19 protein-coding genes are annotated in these 25997 nt (G+C 38.4%); 12 read left to right on the top strand and 7 right to left on the bottom strand.

From position 1 onward, the window contains the following. Positions 1 to 25 precede the first annotated feature (25 nt). Both mnmG and FXV77_RS04605 read left to right on the top strand, forming a co-directional pair. Positions 26 to 1885 (top strand): tRNA uridine-5-carboxymethylaminomethyl(34) synthesis enzyme MnmG, encoded by a 1860-nt coding sequence (gene mnmG / locus FXV77_RS04600; protein ID WP_148918035.1) that lies wholly within the window; start codon positions 26 to 28, stop codon positions 1883 to 1885. A 134-nt stretch (positions 1886 to 2019) separates the two neighbouring features. After that, a complete protein-coding gene (locus FXV77_RS04605; RefSeq protein WP_246162272.1) occupies positions 2020 to 3639 on the top strand; it encodes an Ig-like domain-containing domain in 1620 nt (539 codons plus the stop codon). A 20-nt stretch (positions 3640 to 3659) separates the two neighbouring features. On the opposite strand, the gene FXV77_RS04610 is transcribed toward FXV77_RS04605, so the two are convergent. Together FXV77_RS04610 and nadB are read right to left on the bottom strand one after the other, a co-directional pair. Beyond that, the gene (locus tag FXV77_RS04610) at positions 3660 to 4166 is read right to left on the bottom strand and encodes a gamma carbonic anhydrase family protein (protein WP_148918037.1); all 507 of its coding nucleotides are present in this window, start codon (positions 4164 to 4166) and stop codon (positions 3660 to 3662) included. Between the two features lie 31 nt (positions 4167 to 4197). Beyond that, positions 4198 to 5790 (bottom strand): L-aspartate oxidase, encoded by a 1593-nt coding sequence (gene nadB / locus FXV77_RS04615; RefSeq protein WP_148918038.1) that lies wholly within the window; start codon positions 5788 to 5790, stop codon positions 4198 to 4200. A gap of 491 nt (positions 5791 to 6281) precedes the next feature. Between nadB and nadA the strand changes: the two genes are divergently transcribed. Continuing rightward, positions 6282 to 7280, top strand: coding sequence for a quinolinate synthase NadA (gene nadA, locus FXV77_RS04620; protein WP_148918039.1), 999 nt, complete (start codon positions 6282 to 6284; stop codon positions 7278 to 7280). Here nadA and FXV77_RS04625 read toward each other — a convergent pair. Further along, on the bottom strand, positions 7275 to 8450 hold the full coding sequence (locus tag FXV77_RS04625; protein ID WP_148918040.1) for a retropepsin-like aspartic protease: 1176 nt from the start codon (positions 8448 to 8450) through the stop codon (positions 7275 to 7277). The two genes, nadA and FXV77_RS04625, sit on opposite strands and share 6 nt — an antisense overlap. A gap of 114 nt (positions 8451 to 8564) precedes the next feature. Here FXV77_RS04625 and thiL point away from each other — a divergent pair, with 114 nt between their 5' ends. Next, positions 8565 to 9608 carry a thiamine-phosphate kinase gene (gene thiL, locus FXV77_RS04630; RefSeq protein ID WP_148918041.1) on the top strand — a complete coding sequence of 348 codons (1044 nt, stop codon included), beginning with the start codon at positions 8565 to 8567 and terminating at the stop codon, positions 9606 to 9608. A 27-nt stretch (positions 9609 to 9635) separates the two neighbouring features. Here the strand turns inward: thiL and FXV77_RS04635 are convergent, their stop codons facing one another. After that, on the bottom strand, positions 9636 to 11399 hold the full coding sequence (locus FXV77_RS04635; protein WP_148918042.1) for an OmpA family protein: 1764 nt from the start codon (positions 11397 to 11399) through the stop codon (positions 9636 to 9638). Positions 11400 to 11552: 153 nt separating this feature from the next. On the opposite strand from FXV77_RS04635, the gene FXV77_RS04640 reads away from it, so the two are divergent. Next, positions 11553 to 13466, top strand: coding sequence for an acetoacetate--CoA ligase (locus tag FXV77_RS04640; RefSeq protein ID WP_148918043.1), 1914 nt, complete (start codon positions 11553 to 11555; stop codon positions 13464 to 13466). On the opposite strand, the gene FXV77_RS04645 is transcribed toward FXV77_RS04640, so the two are convergent. Further along, the gene (locus FXV77_RS04645) at positions 13463 to 15070 is read right to left on the bottom strand and encodes an acyl-CoA carboxylase subunit beta (RefSeq protein ID WP_148918044.1); all 1608 of its coding nucleotides are present in this window, start codon (positions 15068 to 15070) and stop codon (positions 13463 to 13465) included. The genes FXV77_RS04640 and FXV77_RS04645 overlap by 4 nt on opposite strands. A gap of 168 nt (positions 15071 to 15238) precedes the next feature. Between FXV77_RS04645 and FXV77_RS04650 the strand changes: the two genes are divergently transcribed. From FXV77_RS04650 to FXV77_RS04670, 5 genes are all read left to right on the top strand, one after another. Next, on the top strand, positions 15239 to 16393 hold the full coding sequence (locus tag FXV77_RS04650) for an acyl-CoA dehydrogenase family protein (RefSeq protein WP_148918045.1): 1155 nt from the start codon (positions 15239 to 15241) through the stop codon (positions 16391 to 16393). Next, positions 16383 to 17237, top strand: coding sequence for a beta/alpha barrel domain-containing protein (locus tag FXV77_RS04655; RefSeq protein ID WP_148918046.1), 855 nt, complete (start codon positions 16383 to 16385; stop codon positions 17235 to 17237). The genes FXV77_RS04650 and FXV77_RS04655 overlap by 11 nt, the downstream gene beginning before the upstream one ends. A gap of 113 nt (positions 17238 to 17350) precedes the next feature. Further along, positions 17351 to 18097 carry an enoyl-CoA hydratase/isomerase family protein gene (locus tag FXV77_RS04660; protein WP_148918047.1) on the top strand — a complete coding sequence of 249 codons (747 nt, stop codon included), beginning with the start codon at positions 17351 to 17353 and terminating at the stop codon, positions 18095 to 18097. A 24-nt stretch (positions 18098 to 18121) separates the two neighbouring features. Then, positions 18122 to 19459 (top strand): GntP family permease, encoded by a 1338-nt coding sequence (locus tag FXV77_RS04665; protein ID WP_148918048.1) that lies wholly within the window; start codon positions 18122 to 18124, stop codon positions 19457 to 19459. 14 nt (positions 19460 to 19473) lie between these two features. Next, on the top strand, positions 19474 to 20622 hold the full coding sequence (locus FXV77_RS04670) for a glycerate kinase (RefSeq protein WP_148918049.1): 1149 nt from the start codon (positions 19474 to 19476) through the stop codon (positions 20620 to 20622). Here the strand turns inward: FXV77_RS04670 and FXV77_RS04675 are convergent. Then, the gene (locus tag FXV77_RS04675) at positions 20619 to 21392 is read right to left on the bottom strand and encodes a segregation and condensation protein A (protein WP_148918050.1); all 774 of its coding nucleotides are present in this window, start codon (positions 21390 to 21392) and stop codon (positions 20619 to 20621) included. The two genes, FXV77_RS04670 and FXV77_RS04675, sit on opposite strands and share 4 nt — an antisense overlap. A gap of 182 nt (positions 21393 to 21574) precedes the next feature. On the opposite strand from FXV77_RS04675, the gene dxs reads away from it, so the two are divergent. Together dxs and dnaA are read left to right on the top strand one after the other, a co-directional pair. Continuing rightward, positions 21575 to 23503, top strand: coding sequence for a 1-deoxy-D-xylulose-5-phosphate synthase (gene dxs, locus FXV77_RS04680; RefSeq protein WP_148918051.1), 1929 nt, complete (start codon positions 21575 to 21577; stop codon positions 23501 to 23503). A 374-nt stretch (positions 23504 to 23877) separates the two neighbouring features. Next, positions 23878 to 25305: a chromosomal replication initiator protein DnaA gene (gene dnaA, locus FXV77_RS04685; RefSeq protein WP_148918052.1), complete on the top strand. Its 1428-nt coding sequence runs from the start codon at positions 23878 to 23880 to the stop codon at positions 25303 to 25305. Between the two features lie 97 nt (positions 25306 to 25402). On the opposite strand, the gene FXV77_RS04690 is transcribed toward dnaA, so the two are convergent. Beyond that, on the bottom strand, positions 25403 to 25819 hold the full coding sequence (locus FXV77_RS04690; RefSeq protein WP_148918053.1) for a hypothetical protein: 417 nt from the start codon (positions 25817 to 25819) through the stop codon (positions 25403 to 25405). Positions 25820 to 25997 lie beyond the last annotated feature (178 nt).

Raw genomic sequence — 25997 nt, forward strand, 5'->3', positions numbered from 1 at the left:
GTGGAACATTAGCGAATAAATTAAGATGTTTAATAAATATAATGTTATAGTAGTGGGTGCGGGTCACGCAGGATGTGAAGCAGCAGCGGCGGCGGCCAATCTTGGTTCATCGGTTTTACTGATCACAATGAACATGGGTGTCATTGCACAGATGAGCTGCAATCCCGCTATCGGAGGTGTGGCGAAAGGCCAAATCGTAAGAGAGATTGACGCCATGGGCGGATATACTGGTATTATCGCTGATAAATCTACGTTGCAATTTAGAATGCTGAATCGTTCGAAAGGTCCCGCTATGTGGAGTCCCCGTTCTCAAAATGACAGAATGCGCTTCGCAGAGGAATGGAGACTTACGCTCGAATCATTGCCAAATGTAGATATGTGGCAAGATACAGTAAAAGAAATAATCGTTGAAAATGGGCGTGCCGCGGGTGTGGTTACATCACTTGGTATCCGTATTGGAGCAGATGCCGTCATTTTAACAAATGGTACATTCTTAAATGGGGTTATACACATTGGTGAAAAAAAAATAGGGGGGGGGCGTACAGGAGAAAAAGCAGCAACCGGACTCACTGAACAATTAGTTAGTTTAGGTTTCGAATCTGGCAGAATGAAAACCGGAACCCCGCCTCGAGTCGATGGACGATCGCTAAACTACACTTTAATGGAAGAACAGTGGGGCGACGAAAAAAGAGGAAGATTTTCCTACACCAATGTCAATATTCCAACCGAACAGCGTTGTTGTTGGATTACCTACACAAATGATAAAGTACACGAAGTCCTGAAAACAGGATTCGAAAAATCACCCATGTTTACTGGACGGATCAAAGGATTAGGTCCGCGATACTGTCCATCTATTGAAGATAAGATAAATCGATTTGCAGAACGGGATAGACATCAGATTTTTGTAGAACCAGAAGGTTTTAAAACAGTAGAAATATATGTGAATGGTTTTTCAACATCGCTCCCGGAAGATGTACAGTTAAAAGCGCTACGTTTAATACCCGGATTCGAAAATGCAAAAATGTACAGACCAGGGTATGCAATAGAGTATGATTATTTTCCTCCTATGCAATTGGATCTTACCTTGGAAACGCTAAAAGTTAAGCATCTATTCTTCGCCGGCCAAATTAATGGAACTACGGGTTATGAAGAAGCAGCAGCACAAGGATTTGTTGCCGGCGTCAACGCCCACCAGCGAATTAACGATTTACACGAATTGATACTGAAACGCTCCGAGTCCTATATTGGTGTACTCATTGATGACTTAGTAACCAAAGGCACCGAAGAACCTTATCGTATGTTCACCTCCAGAGCGGAACACAGACTTCTTCTTCGTCAAGATAACGCTGATATTCGTCTTACCCCCATCGCGCACAAATTAGGTTTGGTAGACGACGAACGTTTAGAAAAAGTGAATAAAAAAATAGTAGATTCGGATTACTTAGTAGATTACATGAAACAAAATAGCGTGTCGCCTGATGAGATGAATCCTATTTTGGAAGAAGTTGCCTCCAGTACACTTAATCAAAAAACTAGAATGTTCAGTCTACTGAGTAGACCACAAATCAATATTGCACATATTGCAAAAGCAAACCCAGAATTTAGTAACTTGCTAAATCAATACGATGAAGAAACCCTTGAACAAACAGAAATAAAAGTGAAGTATGATAGCTATTTTGCAAAAGAAATGGAAATAGTAAATAAAATGAAAAAGATGGAAGATAAAGAAATCAATCCTAATTTCAATTACAATTCACTTACATCTCTTTCTATTGAAGCACGTGAAAAACTGTTAAAAGTAAAACCACGAACTTTAGGCCAAGCTTCTCGAATTTCAGGTGTCTCACCATCCGATATCAGTGTTTTAATGGTACATATGAGTTAATACATTATAAATCAGCGTATTAAATATATTTTATATAAAAGTAAAATAAAGCGATATAAGAGATTATTTTTAATTTTATGAGTAAGACGTCCAAAACAAATAAAAGTTCGCCAAACAGCCTTAAAATAATAAAATTGCAAAATTTTGCTATCTACAGCTTTATGCTACTAATGCTCCTTAGTTTAACTAGATGTGCAAACATGCAACGTCCAACAGGAGGACCAAAAGACTCTATACCACCAAATTTATTGGAAGTATCGATTCCTAACTTCAGTACCAATTTCACAGAAAAAAGAATTATGCTCCGATTTGATGAGTTTATTAAATTAAACAATCAATATAAAGAATTTAGTATCAGCCCCGACGTTGAAGATATTGTAGACTATCGCGTACGAAAAAAAGACCTTATTATTACCTTGCCTGATTCGCTGGAAGAAAACACAACCTATACAATCAATTTTGGAAAAGGGTTAGTAGATTACAATGAAAGCAACCCTTTTATAGATTACAATTATGTATTTGCGACGGGGGATGAATTGGACTCTCTTTCTATTACTGGTTCCGTCATTAACGGCTTTACGAGAGAATTTGATCAAAAGAAAGATGAAAATATAAAAATTCTTCTTATTCCAACAGCGCAAGATTCTATATTTGGAAAAAGAAAAGCAAACATATTCACGAACGTCGATACATCTGGCAATTTTAAATTCAATAACCTTAGAGAAGACACTTACCGAATTTATGCATTAAAAGAGCAAAACAATGATCGTATTTTTAACGGAAATGACGAATGGATTGGCTTCCTGGGAGATAGCATATATTTAGATAGAGATATAAAGGACATAAAACTTGAAATAACAAAAGCCTATCCAAAAGATTTCCGTACGTTAGAAAAGAAATTTGAACCAACTGGTCATATCTTATTAACCTTCACTAAGCCGCTCGAACAGCCAAAAACAAAAATTCTTTTTCCTGTAGAATTAGATGAAAACAAAATAGAAAAATACAGTCTCAATTATGACTCGGCCAAAATCTATATACCAAAAATTGAACTCGATTCGATAAAAATTGAATTAAGTGATGGAAGTGAAATAATGGATACTATTCTTATCAGAACAAACAAGAATGCAAAATTCGATAGAGAAGTCAAACCTATAGTAAGTATTACGAACAAAGTAGATCGTGTTCGCCATATCACGCTCACGAGTGCTAGCCCCCTGGGAAATGTCGATAAGTCAAAAATCCTTATTCATGAAGATTCCGTATCGAGAAGGAACTTTCAGTTACAACAAGATTCCGTAAATAAAAATCTATATCATATACGCTACAATTGGCGTCCTAAAAGAGATTATGAGCTCGTTATCCAAGAAGGAGCCATGCGCACGCCATTTGATGACATCAATCTTGAATCCAAAACAAGATTTACATTAGATGAATCGGATAACTATGGTAATATAAATTTCACCGTAAACGGACTGGATTCTACAATGAATTACATAGTAGAACTCATTGACGAGTCGAAAGAAAAAGTCTTCGATAAAAGACCCCTTCGTGCGTCAAATCCTAAAATAAATTATATAAATTATCCGGGAGGTAAGTATTCGTTACGAATTATCTATGACAGAAACAATAACGGCAGATGGGATCCGGCAGACGTTTATGCAAAAAAACAAGCCGAAAATATCTGGTATCTAGGCAAAACATTTACTATTCGAGCAAACTGGGATCAGAACGAAACAATTAATTTAAAATAAGTTTATCGTCTATGAATGTATCAAAACCAAGAACTATATAAAACATAGTTATGTGGCAATTGCTTCAACATGGCCAATTGCTCATTTGTCAGCGGTTTTATCTTTTTAGCGGGAACTCCGGCATATAAATAACCCGACTCGCAGACCATATCTTCTAAAACAACTGCTCCGGCGGCAATAATCACGTTTGATTCCACAATTGCCCTATCCATTACGATAGCCCCCATACCAATAACTACATAATCGTGTACTACACATCCATGCACAATAGCGTTGTGTCCTACATTTACGAAATTGCCTATATCGGTGCCATTTTTCCGATATGTACAATGAATAACTACACCGTCTTGAATATTCGTATAATTTCCAATACGGATATAATTCACATCTCCTCTGACCACTGCATTAAACCAAATAGAGCATTGTTCTCCAATAAACACATCGCCAACTATAGTGGCATTCTCGGCTATAAAAACAGATTCATCAATCTGCGGAAATTTATTTTTTACAGGTAAAATAGTAGGCATTTCTCTTAAAATTGAATATTCTCTCTTCCTATTATAAAACGGTATCTTCCAATTCTTCTGACTTACGAGCAAAATCAGTGGTATAATGTAACCCTCTGCTTTCTTTCCGTTGCATAGCAGATTTAACAATTAAATAAGAAACTTGTATCACGTTACGCAATTCACATAGCTTTACCGATAACTTCGTATTTTTATAAAAATCCTCTGTTTCTTCATATAAAAATCCCAAACGTCTGATGGCTCTATCCAAACGAAAATCGGATCGCACTATACCTACATAGTCACTCATTAATTTCTGCGTTTCACGTAAATTATGCGTAACCAATATTTCTTCGTTCATCAGCTGCACTTTTGATTCATCCCAAACCGGAATACCATCTGCATAATCCAATCTCTGTAATACAGATGAAGCATCCTCAAAAATTCTATGTGCGTATACCACCGCTTCCAACAAAGAATTTGAAGCCAAACGATTGGCCCCGTGAAGTCCCGTAGAAGAGCATTCCCCACAAGCATACAAATTTTGAATAGAAGTCCTGCCATTTTCATCAACCATAATACCACCACATAAATAATGCGCGGCAGGCGTTACTGGTATGTAATCCTTCGTCATATCTAACCCTACAGAAAGACATTTCTCATAAATATTAGGAAAATGTGCAATAATATCTGCTTTCTTACGATGCGTAATATCCAAATAAACGAAATCAAGACCTGATTTCTTCATTTCATTGTCTATCGCTCTTGCAACAATATCCCTGGGAGCTAAGGATGCACGCTCGTCATATTCCTCCATAAATGATTCCCCGGTCACTCTTCTTAATATACCGCCAAAACCACGTACTGCCTCAGAAATAAGGAAAGACGGTGATTCTTTTGGATTATACAGCGAGGTCGGGTGAAACTGTATAAACTCCATGTTTCTAACCTTACCCTTTGCGCGATACACCATCGCGATACCATCACCCGTAGCAATAGTCGGATTCGTTGTACTACCATATACATGTCCCGCCCCTCCGGAAGCCATTAATGTCACCTTACTAAGAAAAGTTTCTATGGTATTACTTTTCGTATTCAGCGCATAGATACCAAAACAACGGATGTCTGTCGTACTTCTATCCACATGAATACCTTGATGATGTTGTGTAATCAAATCAACGGCAAAATAATGTGTTAATATTTCAATATTGGGATGCTGATGCACTTTCTCCAATAACGCCCGCTCTATTTCATAACCTGTAATATCTTTGTAATGAAGAATACGATGATTAGAATGTCCACCCTCGCGAGCAAGATCATAATGCTCCTCATCGACCTTATCGAAATTAGTACCATAATCAATAAGCTCTTTAATCCGTTCTGGAGCCTCTTTAACAACGTTTTCCACAATATTCACATGGCATAAACCATCTCCAGCTATCTGTGTATCAGCTATATGCTTATCGAAGCTATCCGATTTATCCACAACGGCAGCTACTCCTCCCTGCGCATATTTGGTATTTGATTCGTCTTCATTAGATTTGGTGACTATCAATACTTTACCCAATTCAGCTGCTTTAAGTGCGAAACTCAATCCAGCAATGCCAGAACCAATTACCAAAAAATCTACGTGTCTATGTATCATAAAGTGTATAAAGCGGAACGTTGTTCAATTATATATAAAGAACAAATTAACAAAATATGTGGAAAACATGTATAAAAAGGGTGAACTAAAAATGAAAACTTTAAAACTTTCCACAAATGCCTCTAGGTTCCCACAAAAGGAAGATAAAAGTTAAGGTAAAATCAACCCAATATTAACAAATTGTAAACAATAAACATTTAACAAAAAATTATGGAAAAAGAAAACACTAAAAAATCACTCTATTGAAAATCAAGCTTTAATAAATTTATCTATGTGGACAACCTGTGGAAAACGAAAGAATAAACATTTATCCAAATAAAAATGAATACACTTATCCCCATTTTCCACAGGCTAATAAACAATAAGATTCTTTCTTTAAAAAAATATTATCATTTATTGAAAAAAGGGAATGTGGATTTCGTTTGATTTTCTTTCTTTACTTTTGTATCGTTGTTTAGTCAAACTAAAGAAGCTAAATAGAGAGAGAAATCATGAACACTATTTTTGAAAGGGATTTGGAAGCGAAAGGCTATATTGATGAACCGATCGACCCTACGATAGATATTGTCACTGAAATTCAGCGACTTAAAAAAGAAAAGAATGCGGTCATCTTAGCACATTATTATCAAGAAGCTGAGATTCAAGATATTGCCGATTACATTGGCGATAGTCTGGGGTTATCTCAACAAGCTGCTAAGACGGATGCGGATGTTATCGTTTTTGCCGGGGTACATTTTATGGCGGAAACGGCTAAGATCTTATCTCCCTCGAAAAAAGTATTATTACCCGATTTGAAAGCGGGCTGCTCATTGTCGGACAGCTGCCCACCACACTTATTCGCAAAATTTAAGGAAAAATATCCAGACCACATGGTGATTACGTATGTCAATTGTACTGCGGAATTGAAAGCTTTGTCGGATATTGTGTGCACATCAAGCAATGCGGTACAGATTGTCGAAAGCTTACCGAAAGAACAAAAGATTATCTTCGGTCCCGACCGTAATCTGGGAGAATATGTGAAAAAGAAAACAGGACGTGATTTAGTGTTATGGAATGGTGCGTGTATGGTACATGAGATTTTTTCACAGGATAAGATAAGCGATTTAAGAGCACAGTTCCCCAATGCTAAATTCATCGCACATCCGGAATGTGAAGATCATATTTTAGCAGAAGCGGATTATATTGGTTCTACTTCCGGTATGTTGAAATTCACGATTGAAGATAGTGCACAACAGTATATTGTTGCTACGGAGTCTGGAATTTTGCACCAGATGCAGAAAGCTAGTCCTACGAAGACTTTTATCCCTGCGCCACCAAATAATGTCTGTGCCTGTAATGATTGTCCGCACATGAAGCTAAATACATTGGAAAAGCTTTATAATTGTCTATATTATGAACTTCCGGAAGTAGATTTGCCGATGGATGTCGTAAAACGTGCGAGAAAACCCATTGAACGGATGTTGGAAATATCCGAGAGATTGGGGTTATAAAAATATTTCTTTCTTAGTCAATGTGTATTTTAGAATTTCCTGTTGCCTTTTCACTTCTATAGCTAAGGTATCTGCTTCTTCAGCAATTCCATTTATGAAAAATGCACAGGAAGATGCGTCATCTAAATTTCTTAAATCAATATTATTCATAGATAAAATAATGTCGCCTATCTGTAAAGGATTATTTACTTCTGTAAACAAAAGTACAACTTCGGCTTTATTGTTAATGAATCTATAATTAAATCCAAAATTTGAAATATTTTTAGGAAAATCTTGTATCTGTTGAAGTAAGATTCTATTTTCTTTCCAATCCAGCACATAAATAAAGTTTTCTAAAAATTTATTGCCGATTAGATTACTTTTTCCGGTGTTGAATATGACGTTGTTAAAGATTCCGTTTCCAAGGTGTAAGTCGTTTTTCAATGTAAAGTAATAGTTGGTGGTAGCTTTACTTTCTCCGTATATTCCCATGGAATTGATACCATAGATTTCACTTTTATCTTCTGCTGGTATATCTTTTATAATGGCTCCTTTGTCATCCACAAGACTTATGCTTCCCCCAGATCCCGAATCAAATGTAAATAATCGTTCTTTGTCCAAAATCGATGTTTTTATAGTGGGGGTTTTCTGTAATTTTGGTTTAAAAGGAATATGGATATCAAAATTATCGACATCCATATTTGCTATATTTTTACTGACTAAAGCCCTATTATTGGCATAGTCTATCTGCCAGAAAAGTTTTGCCATCTGATTTGCGCCAACGATACCGGCGATATCAAGACATGCAAGTTCTTTTACAGAAAAATCTATCACCAAACATCCTATATCCTGAAATTGAACCGAATCTATAAGCATCTCAGGAAGTATCGTAGCTATTTGTTTTCTCGTGTTTTTCTGCGAATCGGTTACTTTGCCTTTTAGATAAGGAGTTAAATTCAGTTCTTCATAAATTTTGGTGGATATCACGGTTGGAGCACCAGTATCCAATAAAAAAACATATGGTTTACCTTGTATGGTTACATTCACCAGCGGTAGGTTCCTACTATAATTAATATTAATTTGTTGTGTTTCGTGTTCAATATTAACGGTGCCTTTTTCATAGAATCTCTTTGTTTTACAACTGCTAAATACTAACAGCAATAAGAGAATGAGGTAGATATTTTTGGTCATGTAGAGTTGGAAATATGATATATGCTTTGTCAAGTTATGAAAATTTATTGTATAATGGTTTCTTTTATTTTTAATTTTGATTTCCCAATTGGGTGTATATTTTAACTCTTTAAAATGTTTGATAACAAAGATAAAACGGAAATAAGCGACCTAGGTGAGTTCGGTTTGATTGCCCATCTAACCAAGGCTGTAGAGATCACGGAACCATCTACTATAAAAGGAATTGGAGATGACGCGGCTGTATTGGATTTTTCTAATAAAAAAACGCTGATATCTACAGATTTGCTGCTTGAAGGCATTCATTTTGATTTACGTTATGTTCCGCTAAAACATCTGGGATATAAAGCAGTACAAGTCAATTTGAGTGATATTTATGCCATGAATGGCAAAGCGTCACAGATTACTTTTTCTATAGGTTTATCTTCTAAATTTCCGTTGGAAGCGGTGGAAGAAATCTATGAAGGAGCGCTGATAGCTTGTAAAAAATATAATGTAGACCTTATAGGAGGTGATACATCTGCGTCCGCACAAGGTCTAGTTATTTCTGTTACAAGTATTGGTTATGCAGAAGTCGATAAAATAGCTTATCGTTCAGGTGCGAAAGAAGGTGATTTGCTTTGCATAAGTGGCGATCTAGGCGGTGCTTATGTGGGATTACAGCTTTTGGAACGTGAAAAGCAGATTTTTTTAGAGAATCCACAGATTCAGCCGGATTTGGAAGGAAAAGATTATATTGTGGAGCGGCAACTGAAACCGGAAGCACGTAAAGATGTGGTGGAATTATTTGAAACGTATAGTATACAACCACATGCGATGATTGATGTGTCTGATGGTTTAGCTTCTGAAATACTGCACATCTGTAATGCTTCCAAGGTGGGCTGTAAGTTATATGAAGATAAAATACCAATAGATCCAATGACATACGATACCGCTCGTGAATTCGGGTTGGATCCTACTGTATGTGCATTAAATGGCGGCGAAGATTACGAGTTGCTGTTTACTGTTCCACAAGAGCAATACGATAAAGTGAAGAACCAGTTGGATATTACGATTATTGGTTATATAACAGAGGAAGCAGCCGGCTGCGAAATGATTTCCAAATCAGGAAATGTACATCCTATTAAAGCACAAGGCTGGAATGCTTTTAAAGAAAGATAGAGCGGGTTTTTAACCCGCTCTATCTTTTTAATACTCCAATACTTTGATTTCGGTTCTTCTGTTTTCTTGATGTTGCTGTTCCGAACAATTAACGCCGTTACGGCAATTGTTTAACAATTTAGTTTCGCCGTATCCCCGAGCGACTAAACGATTTCTGGCGATACCATTTGCTACCAGATAATCTACAGCCGAATCTGCTCTACGCTGAGACAACTTTAGGTTGTAATTATCATTTCCTCTACTATCCGTGTGCGAAGAAAGTTCGATACGCAATGTCGGATTTTGTTTCATAACGGCAACGACGTTGTCAAGTATAATCGCCGCATCTGGACGGATATCACTCCTATCAAAATCATAATGAATATTCTTCAAGACCCATTCTCCATTTTCAACTAGTTCGCAAACGCCTAATTTTAAGGTTACATATAATGTTTGGCTGCGGTCCAATCCTTTAGTAGAAACGATCTCGGTTTGCGAATATCTACCCTGTTGATTAGCGATCACCGTGAAATCACTTTGCGCATCGAGTTGATAAATAAATTTACCTTCCGCATCTGACGTCTGGCTAGCATTCACTTTAGAGCCAGTATGTGTCAGCACCGTATTAATGCCGGCTAAATTTTGAGCTGTCGCACAGTCAAATGTCTCACCGATAAGTGTAAATCTCGGATCATCGTGATAGATTTCTTTAAAGATAACCGCACTTGATGTCTGGAAATCCGTTTCTGTCAAAGTCAGTATCGGTGTTTTGATACCATTTTTCTCTCCAACAATCTGATATTGTCCCGGTTTAATGGAGGATACTTTAGAAGCCTGTCCGCTGGCATCGGTAACAGACCTATCATGGATATCCGTACCTTCGATAGATACCGTAACGCCACTAAGTGCTAAGTTGGTCTGCTTATCTTTGACAACGATTTGAAGATCTTTTAATGCTATTTTTTTCACTTCGTCATCGTATTTGGGCCTATTATCTTCTTTCACAGCAGGAGATTTTTTGCTACCAAAAATATATTTTACACCGATACCTGCCTGAATAGTTTTATGTGGTGTTTGCTTTGTTTCCCGAACATCGCCATAGTGATCCCAAACAGTTTTTACATTCGTTGTTTCTCCTATCGGATTGGTTTCTTCTACGCGTTCTATTGCAAATCGACTGGATTTACTTCCAAATTTTTCACCAAAAGCCTGTACGTAATCCACATGGCCAAAGAGCGCAAAATGTTTGTTCAACATGTAGTTAAAACGGAGTCCGCCTATCCCCGCCCAACTGTTTGCCCGATTGGAAGCATCATTGACTGTGCTCATGATATCTTGGGTATGTATTAGAGAGCCACCTGTTGGATCACGTTCCTCGTAGGTGACAGATCGTATATATTCTGGAAAATATTGCATCATCAATCCTCCTCGAATATATGTCTCTACATGGAATCGGTCGACTGCATACTTATAACTGGGACCAAAAGTAAATAAGTAATCTTGAAACCTACTTTTATTGATATAGTCTGTGGAAATATATCCGTTTTCAAAATGGAATGTATCCTGGAGATTGATACTGTTATAGATATATCGTGCATCTACTCCCAAACCAAATTTATTTCCCGAAAAATATTTATCAACAAAGAATCCGGAATAATACCCAATCTTCGTTTCTCCAATGGATTTGTAAGTGCTGATAGGTAAACTCGCCCCACCCTGGATGCCTATCTGTAAATCGCCTTTTTCTTTCTGTTGTGCGATGGCTAAAATTGTAATGCTTAGTAACATTAATGCAAGTAAAAATCGTTTCATAGTAATTATATTTTATTGATAAAATTTGTCTGACCTGCTCTTGATCCAGACTTCTTATCCTTTTATCAAGTATGATTTGGATTTGTTACCCCTTTGGTAAGAAAATTTAGATGTTTTTATTATCTTTAACCCTATTAATCAGTTGTAAGCGCAATGAAAAAACCCCTCTGGACGCCGTCTGAGCAGTATATTAAATCATCCGTTCTTTATGGTTTTCAACAGTTTGTGGAGCGGCACTATCATCGGTGTTTTCTGGATTATGCAGCTTTTTATCTGTGGTCAATAGAACAACCGGAAAGTTTTTGGGAAGCTATTTTATTGTATTTTAAAATAGATTATACAGGAAAATACAACCGAGTGCTAGAATGGGAGCATACAGGTACCGATTTTATTGGTGCAAGATGGTTTGAAGGTATTTCTTTGAGCTATGCAGAACATATCTTTCGCGCAAAAAAAGGTGCTTATCCGGCTATAAAATATACAGATGAGACGGGAAATTATCGAGATATTACGTGGTTTGAGCTGCGTGAAAAAGTATCCGGGATACAGCAATTTTTAAAAGAAAAAGGTATTCAAAAAGGAGATAGGGTAGTTGGTATATTAAACAATACAATGGAGACGACCGCTATTTTTCTGGCTGTAAATTCCCTGGGTGCAATTTGGTCTTGTTGCTCACCAGATTTTGGAGATAAAAGTATTACCGAGCGCTTTATACAAATAGCACCTAAAATATTATTTATGGAGCTGGATTATCAGTATAACGGCAAAACATTCTCTAAAAGAGAAACATTGACTTACATACAAAATCATATCCCGTCTATTGAAACAATAATTGCTGTTTATGGAGACGATTGGCAAGCGATATTTACCAACTATCCTCCGCAGGAATTATACTTTTTGCGCGTGCCATTTTCCCACCCGATATGGATTTTGTATTCGTCAGGCACAACCGGTAAACCAAAAGCCATCACGCATAGTACAGGGGGAAATCTGTTAGAACACTATAAAGCGCTGGCTATCCATCAAAACGTACAAAAAGGAGAGAATTTCCTCTGGTATTCTACCACAGGATGGATGATGTGGAATTATGCTTTGTCCTCTTTGCTTTGTGACGCTACGCTTTGTTTGTTTAATGGGGCTATCCATTATAATGGTCACCGGGCATTTTGGGAATTTGTAAAACAGGCGAATGTGCATCATTTCGGGGGAGGGGCCGCGTATTTTTCAACTATCCATGATATGAAAATAGAAAATTATGAACCAAAGGTAATAGGTTCAACTGGCTCTCCCTTGCCCGCGGCTACTTTTGAAAACCTTCAGAAAAAATTTCCAGATACACATATTATATCGTTAAGCGGTGGAACAGACGTATGTAGTGCTTTTTTATCTGGATGTGCATATTTACCTGTGTACGCGGGGAAGATTCAATGCCGAACATTGGGTTCAGATATCGTAGCCGTAAATGATCACGGTGAGGAAGTCTATAACGAAGTTGGCGAATTAGTTATAAAAAAACCGATGCCATCGATGCCTATTTATTTTTGGGAAGACAATGATAATGAAAAATATAGAGAAAGTTATTTTGCAGAGCGAAAAGGTGTATGGAGTCACGGCGATTGGATTTCCATTATAGATCATGGTGGTATTGTGATGTATGGGCGTTCAGATGCTACATTAAATCGAGGTGGAATACGTATCGGCACAGCGGAAATATATAATGTGGTAAATGAAGTACAGGGGGTAAGGGATAGTTTGGTTATTGCGACGGACAATGAAAAGGGTGAGTCAAATATGTTATTGTTTATTCAATTGTATGAAGGATCCGTGTTAGAAGCTATTGTTCCCGTTATCAAAAGTGAACTCCGTAAACAATATAGTGCACGACATGTACCCGATTTCTTTTACGCTGTAGATGATATTCCCTATACATTAAGCGGTAAAAAACTAGAAATACCGATTAAGAAAATCTTCATGGGATATCCGTTAAAAAAAGCTGTTTCGAAAGATATTATGCGAAATCCCGAGTCATTGGATTGTTATGTAAGGATTTGGGAAAAAGTAAACTAAACCTGTATCACACCGACATTATACCGGTCCACAGTTGGATTGTGGTTAGCCGCTTCTATTCCCATTGAAATAATTTTCCGTGTATCTTTTGGGTCTATGACGCCATCCACCCAAAGACGTGCAGCTGCATAATAAGGGCTAAGCTGTTGATTATATTGTTGTTCGATTTTGGAAAGTAGATTTTTCTTTTCTTCTTCTGACAGAGCTACTTCTTTTGCTTTGAGTGTTGCTTCCTGTATCTGCAGCAACGTTTTCCCTGCGGAAGCTCCGCTCATGACCGCCATTTGAGCAGTAGGCCAGGCATATATTAGGCGAGGATCATAGGCTTTTCCACACATGGCGTAATTTCCTGCTCCGTAGCTGTTGCCCACGATAAAGGTAAATTTAGGTACGACAGAATTAGCCATTGCATTTACCATTTTAGCGCCGTCTTTGATAATGCCACTATGTTCTGATCGGGATCCTACCATAAATCCTGTGACATCTTGGAAGAACACCAACGGTATTTTTTGTTGATTACAGTTCATAATAAATCGTGCCGCCTTATCTGCCGAATCTGAGTAGATAACGCCGCCCATTTGCATTTCTGTGGCGTTGCCTGGTTTCTTAGCTTTAACCATTTCCCGCTGATTGGCAATAATTCCTACCGCCCAACCATCAACGCGCGCCAAAGCACAAATCAATGTTTTTCCATAATCTTTTTTATATTCTTCCAACGAACCATTGTCTACAATAGTTTTTAGTATTTCCAGCATGTTATACGGTTTCAGACGATCTTCCGGAAGATTTTTGTAAATATGGGTGGCCGGAAATTCAGGCTGAATGCTGGCAATATGTGAGAATTGGTTTTTATCGTTTTCACCAAATTTATCGATGATACCTTTGATAGCATCGAGACAACTTCTATCGTCGGAATATTTATTATCTGTTACACCGGATATTTCGCAATGTGTAGTAGCGCCACCTAGTGTTTCATTGTCTATGGTCTCACCAATGGAAGATTTTACTAAATACGAGCCGGCTAAAAAAACAGAACCTGTACCCTCTACGATCAACGCATAATCTGACATGATAGGTAAATATGCCCCCCCAGCCACACAGGAACCCATGATGGCTGAAATTTGGGGAATACCCATCGAAGATATTTTAGCGTTGTTTCGGAAGATTCGACCAAAATGTTCTTTATCCGGAAAGATTTCGTCCTGCAGAGGCAGGTATACACCCGCAGAATCCACCAAGTAAATAATAGGAAGATGGTTTTCCATGGCAATTTCCTGGGCCCTTAAGTTTTTTTTTCCGGTAATAGGGAACCACGCACCAGCTTTTACGGTGGCATCGTTGGACACGATGATGCACAACCTGTTTTTTACATATCCCATGACGACGACAACTCCACCATTGGGGCATCCTCCATGTTCTTCATACATACCATCCCCTGCAAATGCACCTATTTCTGTATACGGACGATCTTCGTCCAAAAGATACACAATCCTCTCCCATGCCGTCATTTTCCCTTTTTCTTTATGTCTTTCTATCTTGTTTAATCCACCTCCAAGAAGAAGTTTTTCATATTTGCTTTTGAGTGTGTTCAGTAGGTTTTCCATAGCATTCGTTATCCCCTTTTCTCAAAGATAATAAACCTTAGCTTTGTTAAAGCACGGTATTTAAAACTTTTTAATAACATACTTGTTTTTATAACGAAAAATATAAATATTTTAAAATATCGCTTATTTTTTATATTTTTAACAAATAAGAGTATAAGCTTCTAAAATATGATATCGCAAAAACAACAAAATGAACAATTAGCTTTGGTTCGAGATAGTGCTCAACAATTTGCCAAGGAATTTATTAATCCTTATGTGATGGAGTGGGATGAGAAACAATATTTTCCGGTGGAATTATTCAAAAAAATGGGTGAATATGGTTTTATGGGCGTATTGGTTCCGGAGAAATATAATGGGGCAGGTCTAGGGTATCAAGAATATATCACAATCCTCGATGAAATATCTAAAGTATGTGGTTCTATTGGGCTGTCTTTAGCCGCACATAATTCCTTGTGTACGAATCATATTTTGTCATTTGCAAACGAAGAGCAGAAAGAAAAATATCTTCCCAGATTAGCTGCCGCAGAATGGATTGGTGCCTGGGGGCTTACCGAAACGGGATCTGGTTCTGACGCGGGAGGTTTGGCAACTACGGCGGTGCGCGATGGGGATTATTTTATTATTAATGGCTCTAAGACTTTTATTACCCATGCGATTAGTGGAGATGTAGCAGTTGTAATGGTAAGGACAGGTAAGAAGGGGGATAAACACGGTGTAACAGCATTTATTATAGAAAAAGGCACACCAGGTTTTACGGCGGGAAAAAAAATAGATAAATTAGGCATGCGCGCTTCAGAAACGGCGAGTTTGTTTTTTGACAATTGTCGGGTACATAAAAGTCAGGTCATTGGCGAAGTAGGCGATGGATTTGTTCAGGCGTTAAAGCTGTTGGATGGCGGACGTATTTCCATTGCTGCGCTTTCATTGGGTATTGCCCGAGGTGCGTATGCGTGTGCGCTGCAGTATGCGAACGAGCGGGAACAGTTTAATCAGAAGATATTTGATTTTCAAGATGTGGGTTTTACCATAGCAGACATGGCTACAAAAATCGATGCAGCGGAATTATTGATACGAAGAGCTGGTCATTTAAAAGATACAGATCAGATAGTTACAAAAGAAAGTGCCATGGCGAAATATTATGCTTCGGAAGTGGCGGTAGAAGTATCCAATCATAGTGTACAAGTACATGGTGGTTATGGTTTCACAAAAGATTATCCGGCGGAAAAATACTTTAGGGATGCCAAATTATGTACGATCGGAGAGGGGACCAGCGCCATACAAAAGATGGTCATAGCAAGAGAAATTAAAAAAGATGTCCAATAAGGAAACAATACAATTGGTAGAGTGTCCCCGAGATGCTATTCAGGGAATCAAACATTTTATTTACACAGATAAAAAAATAACATATATCAATCAATTGATTGATAGCAACCTATTTTATTGTATTGATTTTGGGAGCCTTGTATCACCCAACGCTGTACCACAAATGGCGGATACAATACAGGTTTTAGAAGGAATAGCAAAAAGAAATGACACAAAATTATTAGCAATTATTGCCAATGAAAGGGGGGCTGAAATAGCGAAACCTTTGGATAAAATTGATTTCTTGGGTTATCCGTTTTCAATCTCCGAGACATTTCAGCAACGAAATGCTAATTCTACTGTGGAACAGTCGTTTCAGCGAGTGGAGCAGATTAAAAATATCATGGCCTCGGGTAAAAAAGAGTTGGTTGTATATATCTCGATGGCATTTGGAAACCCTTATAACGATCTGTGGAATAAGGACTTGGTCTTGAAATGGATAGAAAAACTTTCCTCGTTGGGAATATCCCGTTTCTCTATTGCCGATACGACATCGGAAGCGTCACCCGATAACATAAAAATGCTATTTACATTGATAAAGCATACGTTTCCCGAGCTACAGTTTAGCATTCATCTGCACAGTAGAGCAGAAGAATCACTTTTAAAAATCGAAGCGGCGTATGAAGCCGGCTGTCGTATTTTTGAAGGCACTATTATGGGATATGGTGGCTGTCCTTTTGCACAAGATGATTTGGTGGGCAATATTCCCATGGAAATATTATTGCGACGCTTTAAAAATCCAAATGAAGATAAAATACAGGCTTTGCTGGCGAAGTTTCAAGAATTGATTGTAACGGAGACCTGAATGAGCTACCACTCAAAAAAATATATGAATAAACCAGCTCATTCAAGCTTCATCACCAATGGAAATAGATTTTTGGATGAAAAATAAAGAATGGAAAACGGTATCTTTGATATATGCAAGGAATAACGTACCGATACATTAAGGTGAATAAAATAGATTTCCGTATGGAAGTTACGCTTGCACGTTCCGAAAAGCGTAATGCGTTTACACCTACTATGGTGAATGAAATAGCACATGTTTTTCAAAATGCTAATGATGATGATGCGGTAAAGGTTGTTGTATTGAAAGCCGAGGGACCTGTGTTTTGCGCAGGAATGGATTTAAAAACCTTCGAAAATGAGCATCTCGATATACGGAATCCTCAACTCGAGCATAAGAATATATCTTTAGGCGAAGTATTTGCAAGCCTGCAGAAACCATCGGTGGCTATTGTAGAAGGAAAAGTTATTGCCGGTGCGTTTTTGATAATTGCGGGATGTACCTATGTGTTCTGCTCGAAAAACGTACAATTCCGATTGCCAGAATTAAATTTAGGAATATTCCCTTTTCAGGTTATGGCAAGTTTGATGCAAGTGATGCCTGAAAAAAGAATGTTACAACTGTGTTTGCATACCGACTATTTTTCGGCCCAAAAAGCGATGGAATACGGATTGGTAGATGGATTTTTGGAAGAGGTATATATAGAAGGCTTTTTAGCTAGATTTAAAGACATTAGCTCTTCCGCGGTTGTCGCAGGATTTAAAGCAGCGAGAGAACTCCCGTCCATTGCTATTGAAAAAAGATATGACTTTTTGTTGAAAAGTTTAGATGCACTGAAGTCTTCCGAAGACGTGAAAAATCGAATTTTTAAGAAAGAATAAACTTCATTACCTATATTTTCGTTAATGACCGTCCCATTTCTTCAAAGTATAATAGTCCTGTTGGCAGGCATTGTATTGATCGTCGTTTTGACGACGAAATACAAAATACATGCTTTTTTTGCTTTAATAGCTGCATGTTTATTTGTTGGTTTAGGACTGGAGCTTTCCCTTGCTGATATACTGACAACAACAAAAACGGGTTTTGGGAATATTATCGGTGCACTGGGCTTCATTATTGTTTTTGGTACGACATTAGGGATTCTTTTGGAGCATACGGGGGCTACAGTGGTATTGGCAAATGCTATTCTTAAGTTAACAGGTCAGCAGCGTGCAGCAGGGGCGATGAATATAACGGGCTATGTGGTAGGTCTCCCCATTTTTTGTGATTCGGGTTACATCGTATTGAGTAGCTTGAATAATAATATTGCTGTCCGTACTGGTACAGCGATGGTATTGATGGCAGCGTCATTGGCGTCGGGTTTATATGCCGTTCATTGCCTAATTCCCCCTCATCCCGGAGCCGCCGCTGCTACCGCAACATTGTCCGCAGATTTTGGATTGGTTGTTCTTTATGGCATGCTCGTGGCGATTCCAACGGCTTGTTGCGGTTTCCTTTGGGCGAAATATGCTACTCGAAATATGCTGGCCATGAGACCTTCAAAACAACACCATGTAGAAACGGAACAGGCTAAACGGCAACAACTTCCACGGATTGGCATCGCGGTGTTGCCTATCGTTATCCCCATATTGTTAATTGGCATTCGATCATTTATAACAATCGATGAATCCTCCCTTTTTTTGCTAAAATCATTGTATGCAATTGGAGCTCCTGAAGTCGCACTAGGCATTGGAATTTTATTCGCAGTTTTGGGAAAGCGAAATTGGAAAAGAAAGGACTTTAATACACTTTTACGCCAAGCCGTTGAAAAAGCAGGGGATATTTTATTGATTATCGGAGCAGGTGGTGCTTTCGGCGCACTTATCGCGCAAGTCAACATGGCAGAATACCTATCAGGGAATAATATTGTCAGCAGTTTAGGGTTGGTTTTTCCTTTTATGGTGGCCTCGTTACTTAAAACAGCACAAGGGTCTTCTTCTGTTGCTATTATTACGACAGCTACGATGATATTGCCGATGTTGGGTTCCCTCGGTCTCGACCATACAATGGGTAAGGTTTGTGCCGTATTAGCTATGGGTGCAGGGTCTATGATGGTTTCCCATGCTAACGATTCTTATTTTTGGGTTATTTCCAGATTTTCTGGTGTGGGGATGAGTGTCATGCTACGGGTTTATACGGTTGCCACGTTGGTCATGGGGCTGGTAGCTATCGGCTTGATTTATTTGTTATATTTGGTTTTCTAACTTAAACGCCGACCATGTTACATATTCTTATCGCTCCAAATGCTTTCAAACATAGTCTGGATGCCCGTCAAGTTGCAGAAGCATTACACGAAGGTTTTTCACAGAGTCGCCTAGACTGTCGTACAACGCTGTTCCCCATTGGCGATGGAGGCGACGGTACATGTAAACTTCTGCATGAAAAACTGAAGGGTGAGTTAGTTACAATTACTGTTTCCGGCCCATTAGGAATACCCGTTGAGGCTTCATATAGTCTAGTAGATGAAGGAAAAACAGCTATAATTGAAATGGCCGATGCATCGGGTATCCGTTTGATAAAAGCAGAAGAACGAGATCCGCTTCGCGCGAGTAGTAAAGGTACAGGTGAGTTAATTCTGCATGCACTTGATCACCATAATGTAGATCAAGTTATTTTGGGGATGGGAGGTTCTGCAACGGTGGATGGAGGATGCGGGATGCTTCATGCCCTTGGTATACGTTTTCTGGATAAGAAAGGAAAGGCGCTTGATCCAATACCCGAACAATTGCAGCATTTGGAACGTATTGACACAAGTAGATTGAACAAAAGCGTATTAGGCTGCAACATTAGGATTCTTTGTGATGTGGAGAATCGTCTTCTCGGAGAAGACGGCGCGGCGTATATTTTTGGTCCTCAAAAGGGAGCATCTCCAACCCACGTAAAAATATTGGACAATTTTCTACGCCAGTTAAGTGATGTTGCTTTACAAACGACGGGAAATAATATGGCGGATATTGTTTCCGGCGGTACGGCCGGGGGTGCAGCGGCCGGTATGTATGCTTTAGCAAACGCACAATTGGTAAATGGAATAGCCTATTTTCTAAGTAAGACAGGTTTTGAAGAAGTAATAAAAACGGCAGATTGGCTCATTACGGGAGAGGGGAGTCTTGATGAACAGACGCTCTCAGGCAAGGCTCCGGCAGGCGTGGCTTCGCTAGCAAAGCAATATGGAATTCCGGTTGTCGGGATAGCAGGAAGAGTACCATTGGAACCTTCGTCTGGCCTACTGAATCTGTTTGATGCACTTATGCCTATTAGTCATGAAGCCCTGTTGCTGGAAGAGGCACTTACAAAGACAGAGCAGAATCTTCGTCGTACGGCACAGGCGCTAGGAAATGTACTGGCTTGTAGTAATAAAAGAAATTAGGCCACATGTTCGGATTCGTAGCAAAGTTCTTCTTTTTTACCGATGGAAAAATTATTGAATCCTAATCCTACTTCTATTTCCAATAAGCGTTGTTGAAGCATCTCCAAGATTGCCAAGAAATTGAACACAAGCTGTACTTTGTTCTCTGAATTTTTTATGATTTGCTGGAAATCCAACTTTTTGTTCATTTCAATCAGTTGTGCAATTGCCTTTTTCTGCTGTTCGATTGTATAGGGGAATTTTACGACTGTATGCGTAGCTTCTTGAGCGCGGTGGGTAAAATTGAACATTAATTTTTCGTATACCATCAAGAGCTTGTATAGGTTGAAAGAAGATAATTCTTCCTCTGTGGTATCGGTATGCCTAGCGACTTTATTGTCCTTGGCTATATTCCCACGGGCGTGTAGTTGTGTTCGGTTTTCCTCCAACACACGTAACTCCTCGCAGATCTCTTTGAATTGCTTGTAAAGAATAAGCTTTTGGGTTAGTTCTTTCTTTAGGTCTATCTCGTTTTCCGCGTCATCCAACTCTGGGCGAGGCAAAAGCATCTTGGCTTTAATACGCATCAACGTAGAAGCGACAAATATAAATTCACTGGCGAGCTCTATATTCAAGGATTGCATTTTCTGGATATAGTCCAAAAAATCATCTGTTATTTTGGAGATGGGAATGTCATGGATGTTTAATTCATCCCTTTCGATAAAGAAAAGCAATAAGTCAAAAGGACCCTCAAATTGCTCTAGTTTGATTTCGTAACCTACTGTTTGCATATCTTGCTCAAAAATAAAGAATTGAGCGCTAAAGGCATTTTATATTTTATCCACAATTTGGAATCTATTAACAGTTTAGATCGTGTACCAAAAATAGAGATTAAACTTTTATTTGCTTTTATTGTTCTGTAGTTTAGGGAATAAGTTATTAAGTTTGTAACTTATTTTATATAATTAAAAACATGCAAGTAGAGGCAGGTCCACTATTACAACAAATAAATTATCCATCAGACCTTAGGAAGCTGAAAACAAGTGAATTGGAAGAGGTCTGCCGTGAATTGAGACAATTCATTGTTGATATTGTTTCCGTGAATGGAGGACATTTTGCAGCCAGCTTGGGCGTGGTAGAATTAACCGTTGCCCTACATTACGTGTTGAATACACCTTACGATCAAATCATTTTTGATGTGGGGCATCAAGCATATGGGCATAAGATATTAACCGGAAGAAAAGAGACCTTTCACACGAATCGGATTCTGGGGGGAATATCGGGCTTTCCAAAAAGAAGCGAGAGCGAATATGACGCTTTCGGAGTAGGGCATTCTTCTACTTCTATTTCAGCTGCGTTGGGAATGGCTGTTGCTTCTGAATATAAGGGGGAAAAAGATAGGCAACATGTGGCGGTGATCGGTGACGGAGCATTAACTGGCGGGATGGCATTCGAAGCCCTAAATCATGCGGGGATCGAAAAATCGAATTTGTTGGTTATACTCAACGACAACTGCATGTCTATTGATCCCAATGTGGGGGCGATGAAAGAATACTTAACGAGTATTACAACATCCAGAAGCTACAATAAATTTCGAGATGATTTAATTGCGGTATTGGCCAAAATTTCAAAAAATGGACCAGATGCTTATGGATGGGCGAAGAAATTGGAGCAAAGCATTAAAGGAACATTGTTGAAAAATGCCAATTTATTTGAATCGCTGAATTTCCGGTATTTTGGGCCGGTGGATGGGCATGATGTAACGAAATTGGCGAAAACGATCGAAGATCTTAAACATATTCCTGGACCAAAGTTATTGCATGCCGTAACGGTGAAAGGTAAAGGATATGCCTTAGCAGAGAAGGATCAAACGACATGGCATGCTCCAGGTTTATTTGATAAAATCACGGGAGAGATTAAAAAATCGGTTTTAGATAAACCACAGCCCCCAAAATATCAAGATGTTTTCGGACATACTTTAGTAGAGTTGGCAGAAGCCAACGATAAAATTATGGGCATTACGCCAGCAATGCCTTCTGGATCATCATTAAATATTATGATGAAAGCCATGCCCGATCGGGCCTTTGATGTAGGCATAGCGGAGCAGCACGCCGTAACCTTTAGTGCCGGTTTGGCTACACAGGGGTTGATTCCTTTTTGTAATATTTATTCTTCATTTATGCAGCGGGCTTATGATCAGGTTATCCATGATGTAGCATTGCAGAAATTGAATGTTGTCTTTTGTTTGGACCGTGCAGGATTAGTCGGTGCAGATGGACCTACACATCACGGGGCATACGATATCGTATATATGCGCTGTGTTCCTAATTTAGTAGTTTCTGCTCCTATGAACGAAGAAGAACTTCGCAATCTCATGTATACGGCCCAATTACCGGATACTGGCCCGTTTGTTATTCGCTATCCACGCGGTAACGGGGTAATGGTAGATTGGAAACGCCCGTTTACCAAGCTCGAAATTGGAAAGGGACGCAAATTGCATGATGGGGAAGAGGTGGCTATTCTCAGTTTCGGCACCATTGGAAATGAAGCGGTAAAAGCAGTTCAAGTCCTAAATGAAGAAGGTATTTACCCCGCACATTATGATTTACGGTTTGCAAAGCCTTTGGACGAGGAGTTGTTACATGAGGTATTTAAGAAATTTAATAAAGTTATTACGGTTGAGGATGGCAGTATTATGGGAGGTGTGGGGTCTGCGGTTCTAGAATTTATGGCAGATCACGGCTATGAGGCGAAGTTGGTCCGCTTAGGGATTCCCGATGAAGTCGTTGAACATGGCGAGCAAGCAGAGCTTTGGAAAATATGTGGATACGATGCGCCTTCTATTGTTACACAAGTAAAAAAATTGACCGCAGGAATAAAGACAGATACGATGGTATCGTAGTATTATGATAGTATAGAAAGAGTTAAGGCAGAATTTAATGAATTCTGCTTTTTTTTTGTCTTTAAATATTTCCTATATTTATAGATGAAAAAGCCTAATAGTTTTCCACATTAATGTAGATTCTAAGTCATTTTAATAAGGGAACAACTTTTTTGAAAAGCTAAATTCCGATATGTTGAAAAAATGTTTTTAATGCTTATTTAGACAGCAAAAAAGAGCGCATTTTTTATTTAAATGTCTAATATTTAGCGTTTTATGTTTTTTTTAATATTTTAGTTTTTTTGGTCGTTTTTTTTTGTCATCTTCGTCTTAAGAGAAAGTTTTGAACAATTTTTTTGTCAAATATTGGTTTTCAAGTTATTAACAATTTAAGAATGGAAAAAACGTGTACAAGTGTTTGGAATAGCTGTCTTCAGATTATCAAAGACAATATACCTGCGCAAAGTTTCAAGACCTGGTTTGAGCCTGTTAAAGCAGTAGGTTTAAATGGGAACGTTTTGACTATTCAAGTACCTTCGGTCTTTTTTTACGAGTGGTTGGAGGAACACTATGTAGGTATTCTGCGTAAGACGATTAAGAAGTTCTTAGGTGAACAAGGCCGTTTGGAATACAACATTATTGTGGATAAATCTTCCGCTAATACACCTTACACGACCAATATCCCTTCCAATGGAAACGGTGCTGAAGGTAAAAAGCAATCTATTCCTGTGCCTGTAGCATTAAATAAGAATATTAAAAATCCGTTCGTTATTCCTGGATTAAAAAAACTACAGGTGGATCCACAATTAAATACCCATTATACCTTTGATAATTTTATTGAGGGAGAGTGTAATCGGTTGGCACGTTCGGCTGGTTTTGCTGTAGCAAATAAGCCGGGAGGAACTTCTTTCAATCCTTTGATGCTTTATGGCGATGTTGGCTTAGGGAAAACGCATTTGGCGCAAGCTATCGGTAACGAAATCAAGAAGAATTTGCCGGATAAGTTGGTCATCTATGTTTCCTGTGAAAAATTCTGTCAGCAATTCGTGGACTCGTTGAAAAATAACACGATTAACGACTTTGTGAATTTTTACCAAGCTATGGATGTGATTATTATGGATGATGTACACAATTTTTCGGGCAAAGAAAAAACGCAGGATATCTTCTTCCATATTTTTAATCATTTACATCAGTCTGGCAAACAAATTATCTTAACGTCGGACAAAGCACCTAAAGATTTGTCCGGCCTAGAGGAACGTTTATTAAGTCGTTTCAAATGGGGGTTATCTGCAGATATTCAGATTCCGGATTTAGAGACCCGAATGGCTATCTTGAAGAAAAAAATGTATTCTGATGGCATCGAACTACCAGAAAATGTCGTTGAATTTGTTGCTACGCAGATTGATAACAGTGTACGGGAGTTAGAAGGTGCCATGGTTTCCCTTTTGGCCCAATCTACGTTGAACAAAAAAGAAATTGACCTGAACTTGGCGAAATCCATGCTTAAAAACTTTGTGAAAAACACACACAAAGAAATCTCCATGGAGTATATTCAAAAACTGGTTTGTGAGTATTTTGAGGTGCCCGTGGAAATGGTAAAATCGAAAGTCCGTAAACGGGAAATTGTACAAGCTCGCCAAATCTCCATGTATTTAGCGAAGAATCATACAAAATCATCATTGAAATCGATTGGAAATTTTTTTGGAGGACGCGATCATTCTACCGTAATCTATGCTTGCCAGACGGTAGAAGATTTGATCGAAACAGATAAGAAGTTTAAAACGTATGTTCAGGATATTCAGAAGAAGCTGAAATCGTCTTAATAAAAAAGGCATTATTATTTAAGGTTATTTTTGAATATAAAAAAATGCGAAGCCAATTAAGGTTCCGCATTTTTTTGATATTAAATTAATTTTCTATTTACTCACCAATTGGTTGCTGTGGTTCCATAGGTTGCTCTGGCTGCACTGGAGGTGTGACCGGTGTAGGTGCAGGTGCTTCTTCCCTAGGACGTTCAGCGATGATCCTATCATATAATGTTTTTTGCTCATCAGATAATTTTTCCTTGATTTGAGCATCCGTTGTCTCTTGCAATCTATTTTTCGCCTCAGCCAATGCTTCCGGTGATTGTGTCGCGTCTGCTTTTAACGCCTGTTTGGCTTTTGCATGCTCCAAGACAATGTCATAAACAGAAGTTTGTTGTTCATCTGTTAATGTTAATTTTTCCGTTAACTTTGTTACTTTTTCCCGCGCTTTATCTTCCGGGTTCGCACTCTGGGCAAATGTTAATGTCAGTGCAAATAATAGACTGACACCTGTTAAAAATAATTTTTTCATGACATTATATTTTAATTGTTAAACCACTATTTATTGTTTTATTTCTATCTATAGAACTCACTATAGCGCAATTTTGTTGTGTCATTTGTATCAAATGTGTTACAATTTAACATTTCTTAACGGCATTCCAGTATAAATACAGGTTAATCACGTATTAACCTCCACCGGCTTGTATAGG

Source organism: Sphingobacterium phlebotomi (assembly GCF_008180195.1).
GTDB classification, from domain to species: Bacteria; Bacteroidota; Bacteroidia; order Sphingobacteriales; family Sphingobacteriaceae; genus Sphingobacterium; species Sphingobacterium phlebotomi.